At 70.4% G+C, this 20,885-nt stretch carries 19 protein-coding genes; 8 read left to right on the top strand and 11 right to left on the bottom strand.

All coding sequences use genetic code 11. The annotated features are described in order from the left end of the window. Positions 1-48: 48 nt before the first annotated feature. The 6 genes from IE252_RS09890 to IE252_RS09865 all read right to left on the bottom strand — a co-directional run bounded on the left by IE252_RS09890 (position 49) and on the right by IE252_RS09865 (position 5,810). Entirely contained in the window at positions 49-1,305 is a 1,257-nt protein-coding gene (locus tag IE252_RS09890; protein WP_190088933.1) for a cysteine desulfurase, read from the bottom strand. Next, a complete protein-coding gene (sufC, locus tag IE252_RS09885) occupies positions 1,302-2,066 on the bottom strand; it encodes a Fe-S cluster assembly ATPase SufC (RefSeq protein ID WP_190088932.1) in 765 nt (254 codons plus the stop codon). The genes IE252_RS09890 and sufC overlap by 4 nt, the downstream gene beginning before the upstream one ends. 6 nt (positions 2,067-2,072) lie before the next feature. Next, positions 2,073-2,393: a non-heme iron oxygenase ferredoxin subunit gene (locus tag IE252_RS09880; protein WP_190088931.1), complete on the bottom strand. Its 321-nt coding sequence runs from the start codon at positions 2,391-2,393 to the stop codon at positions 2,073-2,075. Then, on the bottom strand, positions 2,393-3,574 hold the full coding sequence (gene sufD, locus IE252_RS09875; RefSeq protein ID WP_190088930.1) for a Fe-S cluster assembly protein SufD: 1,182 nt from the start codon (positions 3,572-3,574) through the stop codon (positions 2,393-2,395). The genes IE252_RS09880 and sufD overlap by 1 nt, the downstream gene beginning before the upstream one ends. Positions 3,575-3,642: 68 nt before the next feature. Then, positions 3,643-5,064 (bottom strand): Fe-S cluster assembly protein SufB, encoded by a 1,422-nt coding sequence (gene sufB, locus IE252_RS09870; RefSeq protein ID WP_190088929.1) that lies wholly within the window; start codon positions 5,062-5,064, stop codon positions 3,643-3,645. Continuing rightward, the gene (locus IE252_RS09865) at positions 5,061-5,810 is read right to left on the bottom strand and encodes a helix-turn-helix transcriptional regulator (protein ID WP_190088928.1); all 750 of its coding nucleotides are present in this window, start codon (positions 5,808-5,810) and stop codon (positions 5,061-5,063) included. Before IE252_RS09865 ends, sufB begins: the two co-directional genes overlap by 4 nt. Before the next feature lie 349 nt (positions 5,811-6,159). Between IE252_RS09865 and IE252_RS09860 the strand changes: the two genes are divergently transcribed. From IE252_RS09860 to IE252_RS09850, 3 genes are read left to right on the top strand one after another with little or no spacing between them, the layout of a single operon-like run. Next, positions 6,160-7,140, top strand: coding sequence for an ABC transporter ATP-binding protein (locus IE252_RS09860; protein ID WP_229848150.1), 981 nt, complete (start codon positions 6,160-6,162; stop codon positions 7,138-7,140). Further along, positions 7,137-7,904: an ABC transporter permease gene (locus IE252_RS09855; RefSeq protein ID WP_190088927.1), complete on the top strand. Its 768-nt coding sequence runs from the start codon at positions 7,137-7,139 to the stop codon at positions 7,902-7,904. The genes IE252_RS09860 and IE252_RS09855 overlap by 4 nt, the downstream gene beginning before the upstream one ends. 60 nt (positions 7,905-7,964) lie before the next feature. Continuing rightward, positions 7,965-8,960 carry a COX15/CtaA family protein gene (locus tag IE252_RS09850; RefSeq protein ID WP_373298532.1) on the top strand — a complete coding sequence of 332 codons (996 nt, stop codon included), beginning with the start codon at positions 7,965-7,967 and terminating at the stop codon, positions 8,958-8,960. Here the strand turns inward: IE252_RS09850 and IE252_RS09845 are convergent. The 3 genes from IE252_RS09845 to IE252_RS09835 form a co-directional block, all read right to left on the bottom strand. Next, a complete protein-coding gene (locus IE252_RS09845) occupies positions 8,934-10,037 on the bottom strand; it encodes an amidohydrolase (protein WP_190088926.1) in 1,104 nt (367 codons plus the stop codon). The genes IE252_RS09850 and IE252_RS09845 overlap by 27 nt on opposite strands. A 71-nt stretch (positions 10,038-10,108) precedes the next feature. Then, the gene (locus IE252_RS09840; protein ID WP_190088925.1) at positions 10,109-10,450 is read right to left on the bottom strand and encodes a hypothetical protein; all 342 of its coding nucleotides are present in this window, start codon (positions 10,448-10,450) and stop codon (positions 10,109-10,111) included. Positions 10,451-10,539: 89 nt separating this feature from the next. Beyond that, positions 10,540-11,493 (bottom strand): heme o synthase, encoded by a 954-nt coding sequence (locus IE252_RS09835; protein WP_101387775.1) that lies wholly within the window; start codon positions 11,491-11,493, stop codon positions 10,540-10,542. Between the two features lie 330 nt (positions 11,494-11,823). Between IE252_RS09835 and tkt the strand changes: the two genes are divergently transcribed. Genes tkt through pgl form a run of 5 tightly spaced genes read left to right on the top strand, consistent with a single transcriptional unit; the run spans position 11,824 to position 18,415 of the window. After that, entirely contained in the window at positions 11,824-13,911 is a 2,088-nt protein-coding gene (gene tkt / locus IE252_RS09830; RefSeq protein ID WP_190088924.1) for a transketolase, read from the top strand. A gap of 35 nt (positions 13,912-13,946) precedes the next feature. After that, positions 13,947-15,065: a transaldolase gene (tal, locus tag IE252_RS09825; RefSeq protein ID WP_190088923.1), complete on the top strand. Its 1,119-nt coding sequence runs from the start codon at positions 13,947-13,949 to the stop codon at positions 15,063-15,065. 4 nt (positions 15,066-15,069) lie between these two features. Then, positions 15,070-16,593 (top strand): glucose-6-phosphate dehydrogenase, encoded by a 1,524-nt coding sequence (zwf, locus tag IE252_RS09820; protein ID WP_190088922.1) that lies wholly within the window; start codon positions 15,070-15,072, stop codon positions 16,591-16,593. Continuing rightward, on the top strand, positions 16,590-17,636 hold the full coding sequence (opcA, locus tag IE252_RS09815; protein ID WP_190088921.1) for a glucose-6-phosphate dehydrogenase assembly protein OpcA: 1,047 nt from the start codon (positions 16,590-16,592) through the stop codon (positions 17,634-17,636). The genes zwf and opcA overlap by 4 nt, the downstream gene beginning before the upstream one ends. After that, complete coding sequence (gene pgl, locus IE252_RS09810) at positions 17,633-18,415, top strand: 6-phosphogluconolactonase (RefSeq protein ID WP_190088920.1); 783 nt, start codon at positions 17,633-17,635, stop codon at positions 18,413-18,415. The genes opcA and pgl overlap by 4 nt, the downstream gene beginning before the upstream one ends. 70 nt (positions 18,416-18,485) lie before the next feature. Here pgl and IE252_RS09805 read toward each other — a convergent pair whose 3' ends face one another. Together IE252_RS09805 and pgi are read right to left on the bottom strand one after the other, a co-directional pair. Next, complete coding sequence (locus IE252_RS09805) at positions 18,486-19,013, bottom strand: poly-gamma-glutamate hydrolase family protein (RefSeq protein ID WP_268248395.1); 528 nt, start codon at positions 19,011-19,013, stop codon at positions 18,486-18,488. A gap of 36 nt (positions 19,014-19,049) precedes the next feature. After that, a complete protein-coding gene (gene pgi / locus IE252_RS09800) occupies positions 19,050-20,702 on the bottom strand; it encodes a glucose-6-phosphate isomerase (RefSeq protein WP_190088997.1) in 1,653 nt (550 codons plus the stop codon). Between the last annotated feature and the right edge of the window lie 183 nt (positions 20,703-20,885).

The raw sequence follows: 20,885 nt of genomic DNA, 5'->3' as shown, positions 1-20,885 counted from the left end.
GGGGTCCGGGGGTTGCCCCCCGGGAAGACACAGCACGTCGGTTAACCCCTAGCCGAAGAAGTTTCGTACGTGCTCCAGACCGTCCACCAGGGCGTCGACCTCGGCGGGCGTGGAGTACAGATAGAAAGACGCTCGCGTGGTCGCGGGAATTCCGTACCGCAGGCAGACCGGGCGGGCGCAGTGGTGGCCGACCCGGACCGCGATGCCCTGCTCGTCGAGGACCTGGCCCACGTCGTGCGGGTGGATGTCGCCGAGCGTGAAGGAGATCGCCGCGCCCCGGTCCTCGGCCGTGGTGGGGCCGATGATCCGCAGGTCGGGGACCTCGAGCAGGCGCTTGACCGCGTACTCGGTGATCGCGTGCTCATGCGCCGCGATCTTGTCCATGCCGATCGCCGAGAGGTAGTCCACGGCCGCGCCGAGGCCGACGGCCTGGGCGATCGGGGGCGTACCGGCCTCGAACTTGTGCGGCGCCGGAGCGTAGGTCGACGAGTGCATCGAGACCGTCTCGATCATCTCGCCGCCGCCGAGGAACGGCGGCAGGTCCTCAAGGAGCTCCTGGCGGCCCCAGAGGACGCCGATGCCCGTCGGGCCGCACATCTTGTGGCCGGTGAAGGCCACGAAGTCGGCCTGGAGGGCCTGCACGTCCAGCGGCATGTGCGGGGCGGCCTGCGAGGCGTCGATGCACAGCAGCGCGCCGACCTCCTGGGCGCGGCGGACGATCGCCTCGACCGGGTTGACGGTGCCCAGCAGGTTCGAGACCAGCGTGAAGGAGACGATCTTCGTCTTCTCGGTGATGATCTCGTCGATGTTGGAGAGGTCGAGGCGGCCGTCGTCGGTGAGGCCGAACCACTTCAGCTTCGCGCCGGTGCGCTGCGAGAGCAGCTGCCACGGCACGATGTTGGAGTGGTGCTCCATCTCCGTGATGACTATCTCGGTCTCGTGGTCCACGCGGTAGGGCTCGTCGGCCCAGCCCAGCATGTTGGCGACCAGGTTGAGCGACTCCGAGGCGTTCTTGGTGAAGATCACCTCGTCGCGGCTGGGCGCGTTGATGAACGCGGCGACCTTGTCGCGCGCGCCCTCGTACAGCGCCGTGGCCTCCTCGGCCACCGTGTAGACACCACGGTGGACGTTGGCGTTGTGCCGCTCGTAGTACTCGTTGAGAGCGTCGAGCACCTGGCGCGGCTTCTGCGAAGTCGCCGCGCTGTCGAGGTACACGATCTTCTTCCCGTCGTGGACCACACGGTCCAGCAAGGGGAAGTCCTTGCGGATCGCCTCGGTGTCGAGGAGGCCCGGCAGAATCGTCACTCGGAAGCGCCGCCCTTCGTGTAAGCCTCGTAGCCCTCGTTCTCCAGCTTGTCGGCGAGCTCGGCGCCGCCGGACTCGGCGATGCGGCCGTTCGCGAACACGTGCACGAAGTCGGGCTTGATGTAGCGCAGGATGCGCGTGTAGTGCGTGATCAGCAGCGTGCCGACCTCGCCGGTCTCGCGGACGCGGTTGACGCCCTCGGAGACGACGCGCAGCGCGTCGACGTCCAGGCCCGAGTCGGTCTCGTCGAGGATCGCGATCTTCGGCTTGAGGAGCTCCAGCTGGAGGATCTCGTGGCGCTTCTTCTCACCGCCGGAGAAGCCCTCGTTGACGTTGCGCTCGGCGAAGGCCGGGTCCATCTGGAGCTGCTCCATCGCGGACTTGACCTCCTTCACCCAGGTGCGCAGCTTGGGCGCCTCGCCGCGCACGGCGGTGGCGGAGGTGCGCAGGAAGTTGGAGACCGAGACGCCGGGGACCTCGACCGGGTACTGCATGGCCAGGAAGACGCCGGCGCGGGCGCGCTCGTCGACGGACATCTCCAGGACGTCCTCGCCGTCCAGGGTGACCGTGCCGCCGGTGATCGTGTACTTGGGGTGACCCGCGAGGGAGTACGCGAGGGTGGACTTGCCGGAGCCGTTGGGGCCCATGATGGCGTGGGTCTCGCCCTGCTTCACGGTCAGGTCGACGCCCTTGAGGATCTCCCGGGGGCCGTTCTCGGCTTCCACGGTGACGTGCAGGTCGCGGATTTCAAGCGTTGCCATGGGGACTTAGTTCTCCTGGGATACGGAGACGAGCACATCGTCCCCTTCGATCTTTACGGGGTATACGGGCACGGGGCGCGTCGCGGGCAGGCCGGACGGCTTGCCGGTGCGCAGGTCGAACGTGGAGCCGTGCAGCCAGCACTCGATCTGGCAGTCCTCCACCTCGCCCTCCGACAGCGAGACGTTCGCGTGCGAGCAGATGTCGTGGATCGCGAACACCTCGCCCTCGGTGCGGACGAGCGAGACCGGCGTGCCGTCGAGTTCCACCCGCTTCGGGGTGTCCTCCTCCAGCTCGCTCAGCGCGCAGGCGCGGACGAAGGCGGACATCAGACGGACGCCTCCAGCTCCGCCTCGATCTTGGCGAGCAGGCGCTCCTCCACGTCCGCGACACCGACCTGCTGGACCAGCTCGGCGAAGAAGCCGCGGACCACCAGACGGCGGGCCTCGGCGGCGGGGATGCCGCGCGCCATCAGGTAGAACAGCTGCTCGTCGTCGAAGCGGCCGGTGGCGGAGGCGTGACCGGCGCCGGCGATCTCGCCGGTCTCGATCTCCAGGTTCGGCACGGAGTCGACGCGGGCGCCGTCGGTGAGCACCAGGTTGCGGTTCATCTCGTAGGTGTCGGTGCCCTCGGCCTTGGCCTGGATGAGCACGTCACCGATCCACACGGCGTGCGCGTCGTCGCCCTGCAGGGCGCCCTTGTACACGGCGTTGGACTTGCAGTGCGGCGTGTTGTGGTCGACGAAGAGCCGGTGCTCCTGGTGCTGACCCTTGTCGGTGAAGTACAGGCCGAACAGCTCGGCCTCGCCGCCGGTGCCCGCGTAGGAGATCCGCGGGTGCAGGCGGACCAGGTCGCCGCCGAAGGTGACGACGACGGACTTGAAGGAGGCGTCGCGGCCGATCAGCGTGTTGTGCTGGGCGACGTGGACGGCCTTGTCGTCCCAGTCCTGCACGGAGACGACGGTCAGCTTGGCGCCGTCGCCGAGGACGAAGTCCACGTTGGCGGCGAGCACCGCGTCACCGGTGTGGTCGATGACCACGACGGCCTCGGCGAACGCGCCGAGCTCGACGACCTGGTGCGCGAAGACGGTGCCGCCCTCGCCGTGCACGGCGATGCGGATCGGCTCGGTGAGGACCGTCTCCTTGGGGACGGTCACGACCGAGGCCTTCTCGAACGACGAGTAGGCCTGGGCGGCGATCCGGTCCACCGGCGTGCCCGCCCGGCCGAGCCGCGCGTCGTCGCGGCCCACGGTCTCGACGACGACGCCCTCGGGGGCGGTCACCTCGACGCGCAGTCCGTCGCCGGTCGCGACGGCGGTGCCGTCGTGCAGCCCGCGCAGCCGCGCCAGCGGCGTGAACCGCCACTCCTCCTCACGGCCGTGCGGGACCGGGAAGTCCCGCACGTCGAAGGACGGGGGGGCGCTCATGCGCGTGGCGACGGTCGACTCGGCGGCCACCGCGATCGAGCCGGCGGTGGTGGAGCCCGCCGGGATGTTCTGAGCCTCAGCCATGGCTGTCGTAGTGCTCTCTTCCTAGATCAGTCTGCGTTCGCTGCTGCGGGGACGGTCGTCAGGCTGTGCTAGCCGACCGAACCCTCCATCTGCAGCTCGATCAGCCGGTTGAGCTCCAGGGCGTACTCCATGGGCAGCTCCTTGGCGATCGGCTCGACGAAGCCGCGCACGATCATCGCCATCGCCTCGAACTCGGTCAGACCGCGGCTCATCAGGTAGAAGAGCTGGTCCTCGGAGACCTTGGAGACGGTCGCCTCGTGGCCCATGGACACGTCGTCCTCGCGGACGTCCACGTACGGGTAGGTGTCGGAGCGGGAGATGGTGTCGACGAGCAGCGCGTCGCACAGCACGTTGGACTTGGAGCCCGCGGCGCCCTCGCCGATCTCGACCAGACCGCGGTACGAGGTGCGGCCGCCGCCCCGCGCCACCGACTTGGAGACGATGTTGGAGGACGTGTTCGGCGCCATGTGGACCATCTTGGAGCCGGCGTCCTGGTGCTGGCCCTCGCCCGCGAAGGCGATGGACAGGGTCTCGCCCTTGGCGTGCTCGCCCATCAGGTAGACGGCCGGGTACTTCATGGTGACCTTGGAACCGATGTTGCCGTCGATCCACTCCATGGTCGCGCCCTCGTACGCCACGGCGCGCTTGGTGACCAGGTTGTAGACGTTGTTCGACCAGTTCTGGATCGTCGTGTAGCGGCAGCGGCCGCCCTTCTTGACGATGATCTCGACGACGGCGCTGTGCAGCGAGTCCGAGGAGTAGATCGGGGCGGTGCAGCCCTCGACGTAGTGGACGTACGCGTCCTCGTCGACGATGATCAGCGTCCGCTCGAACTGGCCCATGTTCTCCGTGTTGATACGGAAGTAGGCCTGGAGCGGGATGTCGACGTGGACGCCCTTGGGCACGTAGATGAACGAGCCGCCGGACCACACGGCCGTGTTCAGCGACGCGAACTTGTTGTCGCCGACCGGGATGACCGTGCCGAAGTACTCCTGGAAGAGCTCCGGGTGCTCCTTGAGCGCGGTGTCCGTGTCGAGGAAGATCACGCCCTGCTGCTCCAGGTCCTCGCGGATCTGGTGGTAGACGACCTCGGACTCGTACTGGGCCGCGACACCGGCGACGAGGCGCTGCTTCTCCGCCTCGGGGATGCCGAGCTTGTCGTACGTGTTCTTGATGTCCTCGGGCAGGTCCTCCCAGGACTCCGCCTGCTTCTCGGTGGACCGCACGAAGTACTTGATGTTGTCGAAGTCGATGCCCGAGAGGTCCGAGCCCCACTTGGGCATGGGCTTCTTGTCGAAGAGGCGCAGGCCCTTGAGGCGCAGCTTCAGCATCCACTCGGGCTCGTTCTTCTTCGAGGAGATGTCGCGGACGACGTCCTCGGAGAGACCGCGCTTGGCAACGGCACCCGCCGCGTCGGAGTCGGCCCAGCCGTACTCGTAGTTGCCCAGCCCATCGAGTTCGGGGTGGGCAGTCTCCGTGGGGAGAGTCATGCGGGGTTCCTCCCGGCCGTGCTTGTGGATGCTGATTCGGTGGTGGTCTGTGGTGCGCTGTGCGGGATGAACGTCGTGCACACCCCGTCGCCGTGGGCGATGGTGGCCAGACGCTGCACATGGGTTCCGAGCAGGCGGGAGAAGAACTCCGTCTCCGCCTCGCACAGCTGCGGGAACTGCTCGGCCGCGTGGGCGACCGGGCAGTGGTGCTGGCAGAGCTGCTCGCCCCGTCCGGGGAGGGGCGCGCTGCGCGCCGTAGCAGCGTACCCGTCGGCGGTCAAGGCCTTGGCCAGGGCCTCGGTGCGCTCCTCGGGCGGTGCCGCCTCGACGGCCTCGCGGTAGCCCTCGGACTGGGCCTCGATCCGCGCCCGGGCGAAGGCGACGACGGCTTCCTCGCCGGCCGCGCCGCCGCCCGCGGACTTCTCGATCCAGCGGAGCGCGTCCACGGCCAGTTTGTCGTACGACTGGTCGAAGGCGTCCCGCCCGCAGTCCGTGAGGGCGAAGACCTTGGCGGGCCTGCCACGGGTCCGTGCCCCGTACACCCGCTGTTCCCGGGCGGTGACGATGTCGTCCGCCGCCAGGGCATCGAGGTGGCGGCGGACGGCGGCCTGGGTGAGGCCGAGGCGCTTCGCGAGGTCCGCGACGGTCGAGGGCCCGTGGTCCAGGATGGAGCGCGCGACCCGGTTGCGGGTGGACCGCTCACCGGTCGCGAGTTCCTCCTGCGGAGCCTCGCCAACGTTTTTCACAACACCATTGTTGCGTAATTCCTCAGAGCCTGACAAGCCACCTCTTGATCATTGAACGGTGCGGTGCATCACTTAGGCATACCTAAGCTGACCTGCGGAAACGATCTCTGATCGATCAAATGAGGCACCCCCGAAAAGGACCCCGCCGACCTGCTTGACCTCGGGGTATGGCGCGTGGGGACCCTTTTCGCACACCTCTCCGGACGCTCCCCCGGACGGGTCCGCGCGGGCACCCGGCAGAGCCTCCGGCGGCCGAAAAACTGAGGTCGCGCATTCGCGCGTCCGTGCCCCCGTACGACCCCCGCCCCACGGTCCGGCGCGCCGTCCGCCCTGCCTAGACTTGCCGGTCATGAAGAGCGAGTCCGCCCGCCCGTCGCCCGACCACCGCCCCTCAAGGAGACGCTTCGCGTCGCACCCCATCCTTGAGGTCAGCGGCCTGGTCAAACGGTACGGATCGAAGACCGCCGTGGACGGCCTCGACCTGCGGGTCGCCGCCGGGACCGTCACCGCCGTCCTCGGCCCCAACGGTGCCGGCAAGACCACCACGATCGAGACCTGCGAGGGCTACCGCAGACCGGACGCCGGTACGGTCCGCGTCCTCGGCCTCGACCCGGTCACCGAGGCCGAGCGGCTGCGCCCGCGCATCGGCGTGATGCTCCAGTCCGGCGGCGTCTACTCCGGCGCGCGCGCCGAGGAGATGCTCCGCCACATGGCCAAGCTGCACGCCCACCCGCTGGACGTGCCCGCGCTCGTCGAGCGCCTGGGCCTGGAGAGCTGTGGGCGCACCACCTACCGCAGGCTCTCCGGCGGCCAGCAGCAGCGCCTCGCGCTCGCCATGGCCGTGGTCGGCCGCCCCGAGCTGGTCTTCCTCGATGAGCCAACCGCGGGCCTGGACCCGCAGGCCCGCCGCGCCACCTGGGACCTCGTACGGGAGCTGCGTGCCGACGGCGTCTCCGTCGTCCTGACCACGCACTTCATGGACGAGGCCGAGGAGCTCGCGGACGACGTGGCGATCGTCGACGCGGGCAAGGTCGTCGCCCAGGGCTCCCCCGAGACGCTCTGCCGGGGCGGCGCCGAGAACACGCTGCGCTTCACCGGCCGTCCCGGCCTCGACCTCGCCTCCCTGCTCAAGGCGCTGCCCGACGGCACGGCCGCGGCCGAGCTCACCTCGGGCGCGTACCGCATCAGCGGCACCGTCGACCCGCAGCTGCTCGCCACCGTCACGTCCTGGTGCGCCCAGCACGGCGTGATGCCCGACGGCATCGCGGTCGAACGCCACACCCTCGAAGACGTCTTCCTGGAACTGACCGGTAGGGAGCTGCGGCGATGAGTGCCGGTACGTACACGCCGAACCCGGGGGCCGCGCCCGTCGGCCGGATGATCGGCGCGCAGGCCGCCCTGGAGACCCGGATGCTGCTGCGCAACGGTGAGCAGCTGCTGCTCACCGTGGTCATCCCGGCGCTGCTGCTCGTGCTGTTCAGCGGGGTCGACATCATCGACACCGGGGAGGGCGAGTCCGTCGACTTCCTCACCCCCGGGATCCTCGCGCTCGCCGTGATGTCCACCGCCTTCACCGGCCAGGCCATCGCGACCGGCTTCGACCGCCGCTACGGAGTGCTGAAGCGGCTCGGGGCGTCCCCGCTGCCGCGCTGGGCGCTGATGACCGCGAAGACGCTGTCGGTGCTGGTCACCGAGGTGCTCCAGGTCGTCCTGCTGACCGTGATCGCGTTCGCGCTGGGCTGGTCGCCGCACGGCAACCCGTTCGCCGTGCTGCTGCTCCTGGTCCTGGGCACGGCCGCGTTCTCCGGGCTCGGGCTGCTGATGGCGGGCACGCTCAAGGCCGAGGCGACGCTCGCCGCCGCCAATCTGGTCTTCCTGCTGCTGCTCGTCGGCGGCGGGGTCATCGTGCCGATGGACAAGTTCCCGGACGGCGTGCAGACGGCGCTCGGGCTGCTGCCCATCTCGGCCCTCTCGGACGGCCTGCGGGACGTCCTCCAGCACGGGGCGTCGATGCCCTGGGGCGACCTGGGGATCCTGGCGGTCTGGACGGTCCTCGGCCTGGGCGCGGCGGCGAGGTTCTTCCGCTGGGAGTAACGGGCCCTGTCGGCCACCCCTCGTGAAAACGTGCACAAACGGCCCCCTACGATAGGGCCCATGCCGAACGTGACCCGAGCCGATGTGGCTCAGGCGGTGCGCAACCCGCTCGCCTTCATCGCCGAGCGGTGGACTCCGTCCCCGCGGACCGTCCAGCGCGCGGCCCTGAGCGCCGTCGTCATGGCCGTCGTCATCGTGGTGACCGGCGGCGCGGTCCGGCTCACCGGGTCCGGGCTCGGCTGCCCGACCTGGCCCAAGTGCACCGACCAGAGCCTGACGCCGACCGGCGAGATGAACTTCCACAGCGCGGTCGAGTTCGGCAACCGCATGCTGACCTACGCGCTGTGCGCGGCCGTCGGCTGGGCGATCATCGCGGCCCGGGCCGCGAGCCCGTGGCGGCGCAGCGTCACCCGGCTCGGCTGGGTCCAGTTCTGGGTGGTCATGGGCAACGCGGTCCTGGGCGGCATCGTCGTCCTGGTCGGCCTCAACCCGTACACCGTCGCGGCGCACTTCCTGCTCTCCACCGCGCTCCTCACGGTCGCGATGACGACCTGGCAGCGCACCCGCGAGGGCGACGGCGAGCCGCGCCCGCTGGTGGGCAAGGCCGTGGTCCAGCTGACCTGGCTCCTGGTGGTCGCGGCGGGCGCGCTGGTCGCGGTCGGCACGGTCGTCACCGGCGCCGGGCGGCACGCGGGCGACTCCAGCGATGTGGAGCGCATCCCGCTGAACTGGACGATGATCAGCCAGCTCCACGCCGACCTCGCCTGGGTCGTGGTGGCCCTCACGGTCGCGCTCTGGTTCGTCCTGAAGGCCGTGGACGCCCCGGTCGGCCCGCGCAACCGGGCCCGGGACCTGTTCCTGGTGCTGATGTCGCAGGGGATCGTCGGCTACGTCCAGTACTTCATGAAGACCCCCGAGGCCCTGGTCGCCCTGCACATGCTCGGCTCGTGCCTGGTGTGGATCGCCGTGGTGCGCGTGCTGCTCTCGCTGCGCGAGCGGCCCGAGGTCGCCGCTCCCGTCCCGGCCCAGTCAGACCCGGCGCTCACCCGCGCCTGACAGTCCGTAGACCCGCCGGGCGTTGCCCGCCCCGATCATCGCGGCGACCCGCTCGGCGTCCGTACGGGCCCACGCCCCGTCGGCCACCCAGGCGCCCAGGACCCGGCTCAGCGCGTGGCTGAACTGCCGGGCGCCCACCACGTGCAGCTCGGGCAGCCCGCGCGCGCCGCTGGAGTAGAGCAGCTTCCCGAACGGCGCCAGCTCCAGGAGCTCCGCCAGCACGTCGGCGGCCCGCGCCCCTGTACGCACCAGGGCGGGCCCCACGTCCGCGTACACATGCGGGAAGACGCTCGCCAGATGGGCGGCCTGGCGGTGGTACGGATAGCCGTGCAGCAGCACCAGGTCCGTGCCCAGGCCGTTGGTCGCGGCGGCGAACCCGGCGAGCCCGGTCGCGTCGTCCATGCCGAGCCGCAGCTGGAGCGGGCGCCCCGAGGCGACCGCGCTCCACAGCAGGTGCCGCAGCAGCACGGGGTCCTCCAGCGGCTCCTGGATGCGGCGCCGGGTGAGCCAGCGGCCCGCCGCGCCGCGCACCTCGCCGGGCCCGGGCGGCTCCGGGTCGAGGCTCTGGCGCACGGCCGAGACGGAGATGAAGGCGACGGCCGAGGCGGCCGCGGTGTGCACGGCCTCGGCGAGGTTGGCGAGGAACGCGTCGACGGTGCCCGAGGTGTCGGCGACCTGCTCGGCGAGGAGTTCGAGCCGCACGATCTCATGGGCGTCGGCGGCCCCGGCGGCGCCCAGCTCGCCCGGTCCGGTCAGATCGCCCGGCAGGCCCGTGTCCACCAGATAGGTGGAGACGCCCGAGCCGCGCAGCAGCCGCCTGACGGTCTCCAGGACGCCCAGCTCGCGCCGGCGGGCGAGATAGCGGGCGGGGGCGCAGTGCGCCTCCAGGCCGAGCAGCGGCGGGCACCAGCGGCGCACGGCGAAGCCGGTCTGGGTGTCGAAGAACGTGGTGCCGGGGGCGGGCGGGGCGCCGGTCCTGCCGAGCTGCGTCTCGAAGGTGCCGAGCCCCAGCTCGGTGCGGAGCACTCCGTGGCAGTACTGGTCCACCAGGTCCGGCTGCGGCACGGCGTCGATCATCCGGGGCTCCCTGGGTGGTGTGCTTCCACCTCACTAACGGGTGAGCCCCGGATGAGTGTTGCTGTTGCCGTTCAGCCGTTCTTAGGACCGCCGAGCTGGATCCCGGCCATCCGGGTCCACTCGTACCGCCCGGTCTTCACCTTGGCCGCGAACTCGCCGTCGAAGTCCTCGTGGACGGTGATCCCGGCCTTCTCGACCGCGGCGAGCGCGACCGCGTGGCTGGGGGCCACCAGGTCGCCCCAGCCGCCGTCCTCGCCGACGAGCACGATCCGCGCGCCGCGCTGGCCGATGTACGCCACCTGGCCCTCGGCGCCGCCGTGCTCCTTGGCGAAGTGGCCGATCTGCTTGGCGAGGCGAGCCGCCCGCCGCTCGGCCTTGGCGGCCTGCTTCTCGTCAACCTGGGTTTCTGCCATGCGGCGAATGCTACTCGCGGGTAGATCCACATGCGACGGGAGGGCCCAGTGGTTTCCACCACTGGGCCCTCCCGTCGAAGAGCGAGCGATTACCGCAGGAACGGATCCACCGCGACCGCCACGAACAGCAGCGAGACGTACGTGATGGACCAGTGGAACAGGCGCATCTCCTTGAGCTTGGCGCCCGTCACCTCCGCCTTCGCCCGGTTCTGCAGCCCGTGCGCCTCCCACAGCCAGAAGCCGCCGGCCAGCAGCGCCACCAGCGTGTAGAACCAGCCGGTGTAGCCCAGCGGGGTCAGCAGCAGGGAGACGGCGACCATCAGCCAGCTGTAGAGCACGATCTGCTTGGCGACCACCTTGTTGGAGGCGACGACCGGCAGCATCGGCACGCCCACGCGCGCGTAGTCCTCGCGGACCTTCATGGACAGCGGCCAGTAGTGCGGCGGCGTCCAGAAGAACATGACGAGGAAGAGGATGATCGGCGCCCACGACATCGAGTTGGTGACGGACGACCAGCCGATGAGCACCGGCAGGCACCCGGCGATGCCGCCCCACACGATGTTCTGCGAGGTGCGGCGCTTCAGGATCATCGTGTAGACGACCACGTAGAAGAGGAGCGCTCCGAGTGACAGCCAGGCCGACAGCCAGTTGACGGCGAAGCCGAACAGCAGCGTGGAGACGATCGCGAGGGTGATGCCGAACGCGAGGCACTCGCGCGGCGAGACCATCCCGGTGACCAGCGGCCGCTGCGAGGTGCGGTCCATCAGCGCGTCGATGTCGCGGTCGATGTACATGTTCAGCGCGTTGGCGCCGCCCGCCGACAGGAAGCCGCCGACGGTGGTGGTCAGCACCAGCCAGAGCGACGGGACGCCCTGCTCGGCGAGGAACATCACCGGAATGGTGGTGATCAGCAGCAGTTCGATGATCCGCGGCTTGGTCAGCGCCACGAACGCCTTGACGCGGGCCCCGAACGGCCGATGGGCCCCCGGGCTGGGAGTCAAGACGACCCCTGCGGGTCGGGACTCGACGGCCGTCACGCACACCCCTGACAGAGAATTCCCAGCAAGTCCCGGGGCAATCGGTCGGATGGGCCCGGACGTTCCGGGCATGAGCACCCGGCGAAGACTTGCGCGTACCACGCCACTGTAGACGTTGCCCATACGCCGCCCTTCGCGGGGGTGGGCTCGTGTTGGGGGCGGGTCGCGAAGACTACGCCGTGAGGCGGAAGTGACCGGTCTTGGGCACTCTGGAGGTGTGTGTCCCAACCGGTGGGCAGTCGAAAAAATGAGCGTTCCGGCGGGGGTAGGCTCGACAGCGCCCGGTGCGCCCACAGTCACCGGGAACGAACATGTGGAGAGGAGCCCTGACTCAGGGTGAGCACCAAGCCGACCACCACAGACCTTGAGTGGACCGAACTGGACCAGCGGGCCGTAGACACCGGCCGCGTCCTGGCCGCGGATGCTGTACAGAAGGTCGGCAACGGCCATCCTGGTACGGCGATGAGCCTGTCCCCGGCCGCGTACACCCTCTTCCAGAAGGTGATGCGCCACGACCCGGCGGACGCGGACTGGACCGGGCGCGACCGCTTCGTGCTGTCCGCGGGCCACTCGTCCCTCACGCTCTACATCCAGCTCTACCTGGCCGGGTACGGCCTGGAGCTGGACGACCTGAAGGCCTTCCGGACCTGGGGCTCCAAGACCCCGGGCCACCCGGAGTACGGCCACACGACCGGTGTGGAGACCACCACCGGCCCGCTGGGCCAGGGTGTCGCCAACGCCGTGGGCATGGCCATGGCCGCCCGCTACGAGCGCGGCCTGTTCGACCCGGAGGCGGCCCCCGGCACCTCCCCGTTCGACCACTTCGTCTTCGCGATCGCCGGCGACGGCTGCCTCCAGGAGGGCATCTCCGCCGAGGCGTCCTCGATGGCCGGTCACCAGAAGCTGGGCAACCTGGTCCTGCTCTGGGACGACAACCACATCTCGATCGAGGGCGACACGGAGACCGCGGTCTCCGAGGACACCCTGAAGCGGTACGAGGCGTACGGCTGGCACGTCCAGCGCGTGGCGCCGAAGGAGAACGGCGACCTCGACCCGCAGGCGCTGTTCGAGGCGATCGAGGCCGCCAAGGCCGAGACCGAGCGCCCCTCCTTCATCGCGATGCGCTCGATCATCGCCTGGCCCGCCCCGCACGCGCAGAACACCGAGGCCGCGCACGGCTCGGCGCTCGGCGACGACGAGGTGGCGGCCACCAAGCGCGTCCTGGGCTTCGACCCGGAGCAGACCTTCGAGGTCGCCGACGAGGTCATCGCGCACACCCGCGCCGCCCTGGACCGCGGCCGTGAGGCCCGCGGCGAGTGGGAGAAGACCTTCGCCGCCTGGCGCACCGCCAACCCCGAGCGCGCCGCCGAGTTCGACCGCGTCAACGCGGGCGAGCTGCCCGCGGGCTGGGAGGAGAAGCTCCCGGTCTTCGAGTCCGGCAAGGGCGTCGCCACCCGCGCCGCCTCCGGCAAGGTCCTGCAGGCGCTCGGCGCGGTCATCCCCGAGCTGTGGGGCGGCTCGGCCGACCTCGCGGGCTCGAACAACACGACGATCGACAAGAACTCGTCGTTCCTGCCCGAGGGCAACCCGCTGCCGGAGGCCGACCCGTACGGCCGCACGATCCACTACGGCATCCGCGAGCACTCGATGGCCGCCGAGATGAACGGCATCGCGCTGCACGGCAACACCCGTATCTACGGCGGCACCTTCCTGGTGTTCTCCGACTACATGCGCAACGCGGTGCGCCTGTCGGCCCTGATGCACCTGCCGGTGACGTACGTGTGGACGCACGACTCCATCGGTCTGGGCGAGGACGGCCCGACCCACCAGCCGGTCGAGCACCTGGCCTCGCTGCGCGCGATCCCGGGCCTCAACGTCGTCCGCCCGGCGGACGCCAACGAGACGGCGATCGCCTGGCGCGAGATCCTCAAGCGCTACACCAAGGTGTTCGGCAAGGGCGCCCCGCACGGCCTGGTGCTGACCCGTCAGGGCGTGCCGACGTACGAGCCCAACGAGGCGGCCGCCAAGGGTGGTTACGTGCTGTTCGAGGCCGAGGGTGGCGACGCCCAGGTGGTCCTCATCGGCACCGGCTCCGAGGTCCAGCTCGCCGTCGAGGCGCGCGAGGCGCTCCAGGCGGAGGGCGTCCCGACCCGGGTCGTCTCGATGCCGTCCGTCGAGTGGTTCGAGGAGCAGGACCAGGCGTACAAGGACAGCGTCCTGCCGCCTTCGGTCAAGGCGCGCGTCGCGGTCGAGGCCGGCATCGGCCTGACCTGGCACCGGTACGTGGGCGACGCGGGCCGCATCGTGTCCCTGGAGCACTTCGGTGCCTCGGCCGACGGCAAGGTGCTCTTCCGCGAGTTCGGCTTCACCGCCGAGAACGTGGCCGCCGCCGCCCGGGAATCTCTCGCCGCCGCCGCGCGCTGACGCCGGTATACGAACTAGTAGGAGATGCATTTCTCATGACAGACGCACTCAAGCGCCTCTCCGACGAAGGCGTCGCGATCTGGCTCGACGACCTGTCGCGCAAGCGGATCACCTCGGGCAACCTCGCCGAGCTGATCGACCAGCAGCACGTCGTGGGCGTCACGACCAACCCGTCGATCTTCCAGAAGGCGATCTCCTCGGGTGACGGCTACGAGCAGCAGCTCGCCGACCTCGCCGCCCGCAAGGTCACCGTCGACGAGGCCATCCGCATGATCACGACGGCGGACGTGAGGGACGCCGCCGACATCCTGCGCCCGGTCTTCGACGCGACCGAGGGCCAGGACGGCCGGGTCTCCATCGAGGTCGACCCGCGCCTGGCGCACAACACCACGGCCACCGTCGCCGAGGCCAAGCAGCTGGCCTGGCTGGTGGACCGGCCGAACACGCTCATCAAGATCCCGGCGACCAAGGCGGGCCTGCCCGCGATCACCGAGGTCATCGGCAAGGGCATCAGCGTCAACGTGACGCTGATCTTCTCGCTCGAGCGCTACCGCGAGGTCATGGACGCCTACCTGGCCGGTCTGGAGAAGGCCAAGGAGCGCGGCCTGGACCTGGCGAAGATCCACTCCGTGGCGTCCTTCTTCGTGTCCCGCGTGGACACCGAGATCGACAAGCGGATCGACGCGCTGGGCACCGACGAGGCCAGGGCCGCCCGCGGCAAGGCCGGACTCGCCAACGCGCGCCTGGCCTACCAGGCGTACGAGGAGGTCTTCTCCTCCGACCGCTGGGCCGCCCTCGACAAGGCGCACGCCAACAAGCAGCGCCCGCTGTGGGCCTCCACCGGCGTGAAGGACAAGGCGTACAAGGACACCCTGTACGTCGACGACCTGGTCGCCCCCAACACGGTGAACACCATGCCGGAGGCCACCCTGGAGGCGGCCGCCGACCACGGGCAGATCACCGGCGACACCGTGACGGGCACCTACGAGCAGGCCCGCGCCGAGCTCGACGCCGTCGAGAAGCTGGGCATCTCGTACGACGAGGTCGTGCAGCTCCTGGAGGACGAGGGCGTCGAGAAGTTCGAGGCGTCCTGGAACGACCTGCTCAAGTCGACCGAGGCGGAGCTCAAGCGCCTGGCACCTTCGGAGGGCTAAAACCTTGTCAAGCAGCAATCCGCTGCGTGACGCCGCAGACCGACGGCTCCCGCGTATCGCGGGGCCGTCGGGCCTGGTGATCTTCGGCGTCACGGGCGATTTGTCCCGTAAAAAGTTGATGCCTGCCGTCTATGACCTCGCCAACCGGGGTCTGCTTCCGCCGGGCTTCTCGCTGATCGGCTTCGCCCGCCGCGAGTGGCAGGACGAGGACTTCGCGCAGGAGGTGCACGACGCCGTCAAGGCGCACGCGCGGACCCCCTTCCGCGAGGAGGTCTGGCAGCAGCTCATCCAGGGCATGCGCTTCGTCCAGGGCGACTTCGACGACGACAACGCCTTCGAGCAGCTGAAGTCCACGATCGCCGAGCTCGACAAGGCGCAGGGCACCGGCGGCAACTTCGCGTTCTACCTGTCGGTGCCGCCGAAGTTCTTCCCGCAGGTCGTCCAGCAGCTCAAGAAGCACGGGCTGGCCGACCAGAAGGACGGCTCCTGGCGCCGCGCGGTCATCGAGAAGCCCTTCGGCCACGACCTGGTCTCCGCGCAGGAGCTCAACCAGGTCGTCCACGAGGTCTTCCCGCCGGACGAGGTCTTCCGGATCGACCACTACCTCGGCAAGGAGACCGTCCAGAACATCCTGGCGCTCCGCTTCGCCAACACCATGTTCGAGCCGCTCTGGAACCGGTCGTACGTCGACCACGTCCAGATCACCATGGCCGAGGACATCGGCATCGGCGGCCGGGCCGGGTACTACGACGGCATCGGCGCCGCCCGTGACGTGATCCAGAACCACCTCCTCCAGCTGCTCGCGCTGACCGCGATGGAGGAGCCCGCCTCCTTCGACGCGGACGCGCTGGCCGCGGAGAAGACCAAGGTCCTGGGCGCGGTGCGGCTGCCGAAGGACCTGGGCGCCAATGCGGTGCGCGGTCAGTACGCGGCCGGGTGGCAGGGCGGCGAGAAGGCCGTCGGCTACCTCCAGGAAGACGGCATCGACCCCAAGTCGAAGACCGACACCTACGCCGCGGTCAAGCTGGAGATCGACAACCGCCGCTGGGCGGGCGTGCCGTTCTATCTGCGCACCGGCAAGCGCCTGGGCCGCCGGGTCACCGAGATCGCGGTGGTCTTCCAGCGCGCCCCGCACTCCCCCTTCGACCACACGGCGACGGAGGAGCTGGGGCAGAACGCGCTGGTCATCCGGGTCCAGCCGGACGAGGGCGTGACCGTCCGGTTCGGCTCCAAGGTGCCGGGCACCTCGATGGAGGTCCGGGACGTGTCGATGGACTTCGCCTACGGCGAGTCCTTCACCGAGTCCAGCCCCGAGGCGTACGAGCGGCTCATCCTCGACGTCCTGCTCGGCGACTCCAACCTCTTCCCCCGCTTGGAGGAGGTCGAGCTGTCCTGGAAGATCCTCGACCCGATCGAGCAGTACTGGGACGCCCACGGCAAGCCCGCGCAGTACGCGTCGGGCACCTGGGGCCCGGTCGAGGCGGACGAAATGCTCGCACGAGACGGACGGAGCTGGCGCCGGCCATGAAGATCGACCTTACGGACACCACGGCCAGCAAGATCAACAAGGCGCTCGTCCAGGGCCGCCGCGCCATCGGCACTCCCGCCGTCGGCATGGTCCTGACCCTGGTCATCGTCACCGACGAGGAGAACGCGTACGACGCGCTCCGGGCGGCCTCCGAGGCCTCCCGCGAGCACCCCTCGCGCACCCTCGTGGTCATCAAGCGGGTCTCCCGCTCGCCGCGCGACCGCACCCAGTCGCGCCTGGACGCCGAGGTGCGGGTCGGCGCGGACGCGGGCACCGGTGAGACGGTGGTCCTGCGGCTGTACGGCGAGGTGGTCAACCACGCCCAGTCGGTGGTGCTGCCGCTGCTGCTGCCCGACGCGCCGGTCGTCGTCTGGTGGCCCGTGAACTCGCCGATCGACCCGGCCAACGACCCGCTGGGCGCGCTCGCCCAGCGCCGGGTCACCGACACCTACGCCGCCGAGCAGCCCATAGAGGAGCTGACCGGCCGCGCCGAGACCTACACCCCGGGCGACACCGACCTGTCGTGGACCCGCATCACGCCGTGGCGTTCGATGCTGGCCGCGGCGCTGGACCAGGTGTCGTGCAAGGTGACCTCGGTCGAGGTGGAGGGCGAGGAGTTCAACCCGAGCTGCGAGCTGCTCGCCATGTGGCTCGCGGACCGGCTCGACGTGCCGGTCAAGCGCTCGCAGTCCTCGGGCCCGGGCCTGACCGCCGTACGGATGGAGACGGACTGCGGTCCGATCGTCCTGGACCGCGCCGACGGCTCGCTGGCCACGCTCTCGATCCAGGGCCAGCCGGACCGCGCGGTGGCGCTCAAGCGGCGCGAGACGGCCGAGCTGATCGCCGAGGAGCTGCGGCGCCTCGACCCGGACGACACCTACGCCTCCGCGCTGCGGTTCGGCGTGGACCGGCTGGGCGAGCCGTCGAACGGGAAGGCCGCGGCTCCGGCCGCTGCCGAGACCGCTGCCGCTCCGGCGGCGGAGGGCTCGGACGCCAAGCCCGCCGCGAAGAAGGCTCCGGCCAAGAAGGCGGCGGCGAAGTGAGCACCCCTCAGCTCGTCGTCCACCGCGACAAGGAGCTGATGGCGCAGGCCGCGGCGGCCCGGCTGATCACGAAGGTCGTGGACGCCCAGGCCGCCCGCGGCTCGGCGTCCGTGGTGCTCACCGGCGGCCGCAACGGCAACGGGCTGCTCGCGGCCCTCGCCTCCTCCCCGGCCCGGGACGCGATCGACTGGTCGCGGCTCGACCTGTGGTGGGGCGACGAGCGGTTCCTGCCCGAGGGCGACCCGGAGCGCAACGTCACCCAGGCCCGGGCGGCGCTGCTCGACGCGGTGCCGGTCGCCCCGAAGCGGGTGCACGCGATGCCCGCGTCGGACGGGCCGTACGGCAAGGACGTCGACGCCGCCGCGGCGGCCTACGCGGAGGAGCTGGCCGCCGCGTCCGGCCCGGAGGACCACGGCGACGTGCCGACGTTCGACGTGCTGATGCTGGGGGTCGGTCCCGACACCCATGTGGCGTCGCTCTTCCCGGAGCTGCCCGCGGTGCGCGAGACCGAGCGGACGGTGGTCGGGGTGCACGGCGCGCCCAAGCCGCCGCCGGTCCGGGTCTCGATGACGCTGCCGGCGATCCGGGCGGCCCGCGAGGTGTGGCTGCTGGCTGCTGGCGAGGACAAGGCGCAGGCCGCGGCCATCGCTCTGTCCGGCGCGGGCGAGGTGCAGGCTCCGGCCGCGGGTGCGTACGGCCGTGGCCGCACCCTGTGGCTGCTCGACTCGGCGGCCGCGTCCCGGCTGCCGCGCGCGCTGTACCCGCCCGCCTCACCGTGACCTCACTCCGAGGCGAACGGGCCCGGTCCACCTCCTGGTGGACCGGGCCCGTTGCTGTGCGGCGCGAGCGTCAGAGGATGATCTGCTCGCCGCCGGACGCCTCCAGGCGGGCGATGGCGGTACGGACCGCCGCCACGAAGCCGTTGTACGCGGCGGTGGTGCTGGTCGCGCGGCCCGCGACGGTGTTCACGGTGAACATGGACTTGCGCAGCTCGGTCGTGAGCTCCAGCTGGGCGCCCTTGCCGAGCAGCATCCGGTTGCAGATGTTGGTCGGCTCGACGCCCGCCAGGTCGGGCTCGGTGGAGCCGTCGATGGTCTGGAACCCGGCGGCGCGCAGCGCGTCGTGCAGATACGTCTTCAGGGTGGCGTTGAGACCGCCGACCACGACGGCCTCGGGGCGCGAGGTGGGCGCCCCGGCCTGGGCGGCGGTACAGCCGTGCAGGCTCACCGCGTTGAGGTTCGCGGCGGCGATGGACAGAGCCCCCTTGTCGTCGCAGTTCTCGGGGCGCTGCGGCCGGGTCTGCGGCGGCGCAGCCCCGCGCCCCTTTGGGCGCCCCGGAGGGGCGCATCTCAGGGGCGCGGGGAACTGCGCGAGCAACCGGCCACGGCCCGCAGACGACAACCGGGCCCCGTCTCAACGCCCTCGCAGCGCCCGGTACTTGGCGACCAGCGCCTTGCTTGACTCGTCAAGGCCCGGCACCTCCGCGCCCTCGGTCAGCGCGGGCTCGACCCGCTTGGCGAGGACCTTGCCCAGCTCCACGCCCCACTGGTCGAAGGAGTCGATGTTCCAGATCGCGCCCTGGACGAACACCTTGTGCTCGTACAGCGCGATGAGCTGGCCGAGGACGGACGGCGTGAGCTCCTTCGCCAGGACCGTGGTCGTGGGGTGGTTGCCGCGGAACGTCTTGTGCGGCACCAGCTCCTCGGCCACGCCCTCCGCCCGTACCTCCTCGGGCGTCTTGCCGAAGGCCAGCGCCTGCGTCTGGGCGAAGAAGTTGGCCATCAGCAGGTCGTGCTGGGCGACCAGACCGGGCCGCAGTTCGCCGACCGGCTCGGCGAAGCCGATGAAGTCGGCCGGGATGACCTTGGTGCCCTGGTGGATCAACTGGTAGTAGGCGTGCTGCCCGTTGGTGCCCGGGGTGCCCCAGACGACCGGGCCGGTCTGCCACTCGACCGGGTTGCCGTCGCGGTCCACGGACTTGCCGTTGGACTCCATGTCGAGCTGCTGGAGGTAGGCGGTGAACTTCGACAGGTAGTGCGAGTACGGCAGCACGGCGTGCGACTGGGCGTCGAAGAACGCCCCGTACCAGACGCCCAGCAGCCCGAGCAGAAGCGGCGCGTTGGCCTCGGCGGGGGCGGTGCGGAAGTGCTCGTCGACCAGGTGGAAGCCGTCGAGCAGCTCGCGGAAGCGGTCCGGGCCGATGGCGATCATCAGCGAGAGGCCGATCGCCGAGTCGAACGAGTAGCGCCCGCCGACCCAGTCCCAGAACTCGAACATGTTGGCCGTGTCGATGCCGAAGTCCGCGACCTTCTCCGCGTTGGTGGAGAGCGCCACGAAGTGCTTGGCGACGGCGGCCTGATCGGCCCTCAGCTCGGTGAGGAGCCAGTCGCGCGCGGAGGTGGCGTTGGTGATGGTCTCGATGGTGGTGAAGGTCTTGGACGCGATGATGAACAGCGTCTCGGCCGCGTCCAGGTCGCGGACCGCCTCGTGGAGGTCGGCGCCGTCGACGTTGGAGACGAAGCGGACCGTGAGGCCCCGGTCCGTGAAGGAGCGCAGCGCCTCGTACGCCATCGCTGGACCGAGGTCGGATCCGCCGATGCCGATGTTGACGACGTTCCTGATCCGCTTGCCGGTGTGCCCGGTCCACTCGCCCGAGCGGACGCGCCCGGAGAAGGCGGCCATCTTGTCGAGCACCGCGTGCACGCCCGGCACCACGTTCTCGCCGTCGACCTCGACGACCGCGCCACGCGGGGCGCGCAGCGCGGTGTGCAGCACCGCGCGGTCCTCGGTCGTGTTGATCTTCTCGCCGCGGAACATGGCGTCCCGCAGGCCCGCCACGTCGGCGGCCGCAGCCAGCTCGCGCAGCAGGTTCAGGGTCTCGTCGGTGACGAGGTGCTTCGAGTAGTCGAGGTGCAGATCGCCGACCGTCAGGGTGTATCCGGTGCCGCGGCCGGGGTCGGCGGCGAACAGCTCGCGCAGATGGGTGTCGCCCAACTGCTCGCGGTGCTTGCCCAGTGCGGTCCACTCGGGCATCTGGTTGAGCCTGGTACGGCCTTCTGCGTTCATCTCTGACATCAGCCCACTTCCTCGTACTCGCGTACGTACCTGCCCCGCTGCCCCTACCAACTTAGTTGATCAGGACGTAAGGGCAGGAATCAGAGCGGCCACGGCGCCCGGGAACAATCCGGACGCCACGAGGGCGGGCGTGTCGAGCGCGCCCGGGGGGTTATGCCGAAGGGCCCGGCAGAC

Source organism: Streptomyces melanogenes (genome assembly GCF_014649795.1).
Lineage (GTDB): Bacteria > Actinomycetota > Actinomycetes > Streptomycetales > Streptomycetaceae > Streptomyces > Streptomyces noboritoensis.
This window is presented reverse-complemented; position numbering and strand designations above follow the sequence as displayed.

Bases quoted from the DNA above. Each gene is read 5' to 3' on its own strand.
- sufC (WP_190088932.1), bottom strand. From the start codon at position 2,066: ATGGCAACGCTTGAAATCCGCGACCTGCACGTCACCGTGGAAGCCGAG.
- IE252_RS09880 (WP_190088931.1), bottom strand. From the start codon at position 2,393: ATGTCCGCCTTCGTCCGCGCCTGCGCGCTGAGCGAGCTGGAGGAGGAC.
- sufD (WP_190088930.1), bottom strand. From the start codon at position 3,574: ATGGCTGAGGCTCAGAACATCCCGGCGGGCTCCACCACCGCCGGCTCG.
- sufB (WP_190088929.1), bottom strand. From the start codon at position 5,064: ATGACTCTCCCCACGGAGACTGCCCACCCCGAACTCGATGGGCTGGGC.
- IE252_RS09860 (WP_229848150.1), top strand. From the start codon at position 6,160: ATGAAGAGCGAGTCCGCCCGCCCGTCGCCCGACCACCGCCCCTCAAGG.
- IE252_RS09855 (WP_190088927.1), top strand. From the start codon at position 7,137: ATGAGTGCCGGTACGTACACGCCGAACCCGGGGGCCGCGCCCGTCGGC.
- IE252_RS09850 (WP_373298532.1), top strand. From the start codon at position 7,965: ATGCCGAACGTGACCCGAGCCGATGTGGCTCAGGCGGTGCGCAACCCG.
- IE252_RS09845 (WP_190088926.1), bottom strand. From the start codon at position 10,037: ATGATCGACGCCGTGCCGCAGCCGGACCTGGTGGACCAGTACTGCCAC.
- IE252_RS09840 (WP_190088925.1), bottom strand. From the start codon at position 10,450: ATGGCAGAAACCCAGGTTGACGAGAAGCAGGCCGCCAAGGCCGAGCGG.
- tal (WP_190088923.1), top strand. From the start codon at position 13,947: ATGACAGACGCACTCAAGCGCCTCTCCGACGAAGGCGTCGCGATCTGG.
- opcA (WP_190088921.1), top strand. From the start codon at position 16,590: ATGAAGATCGACCTTACGGACACCACGGCCAGCAAGATCAACAAGGCG.
- pgi (WP_190088997.1), bottom strand. From the start codon at position 20,702: ATGAACGCAGAAGGCCGTACCAGGCTCAACCAGATGCCCGAGTGGACC.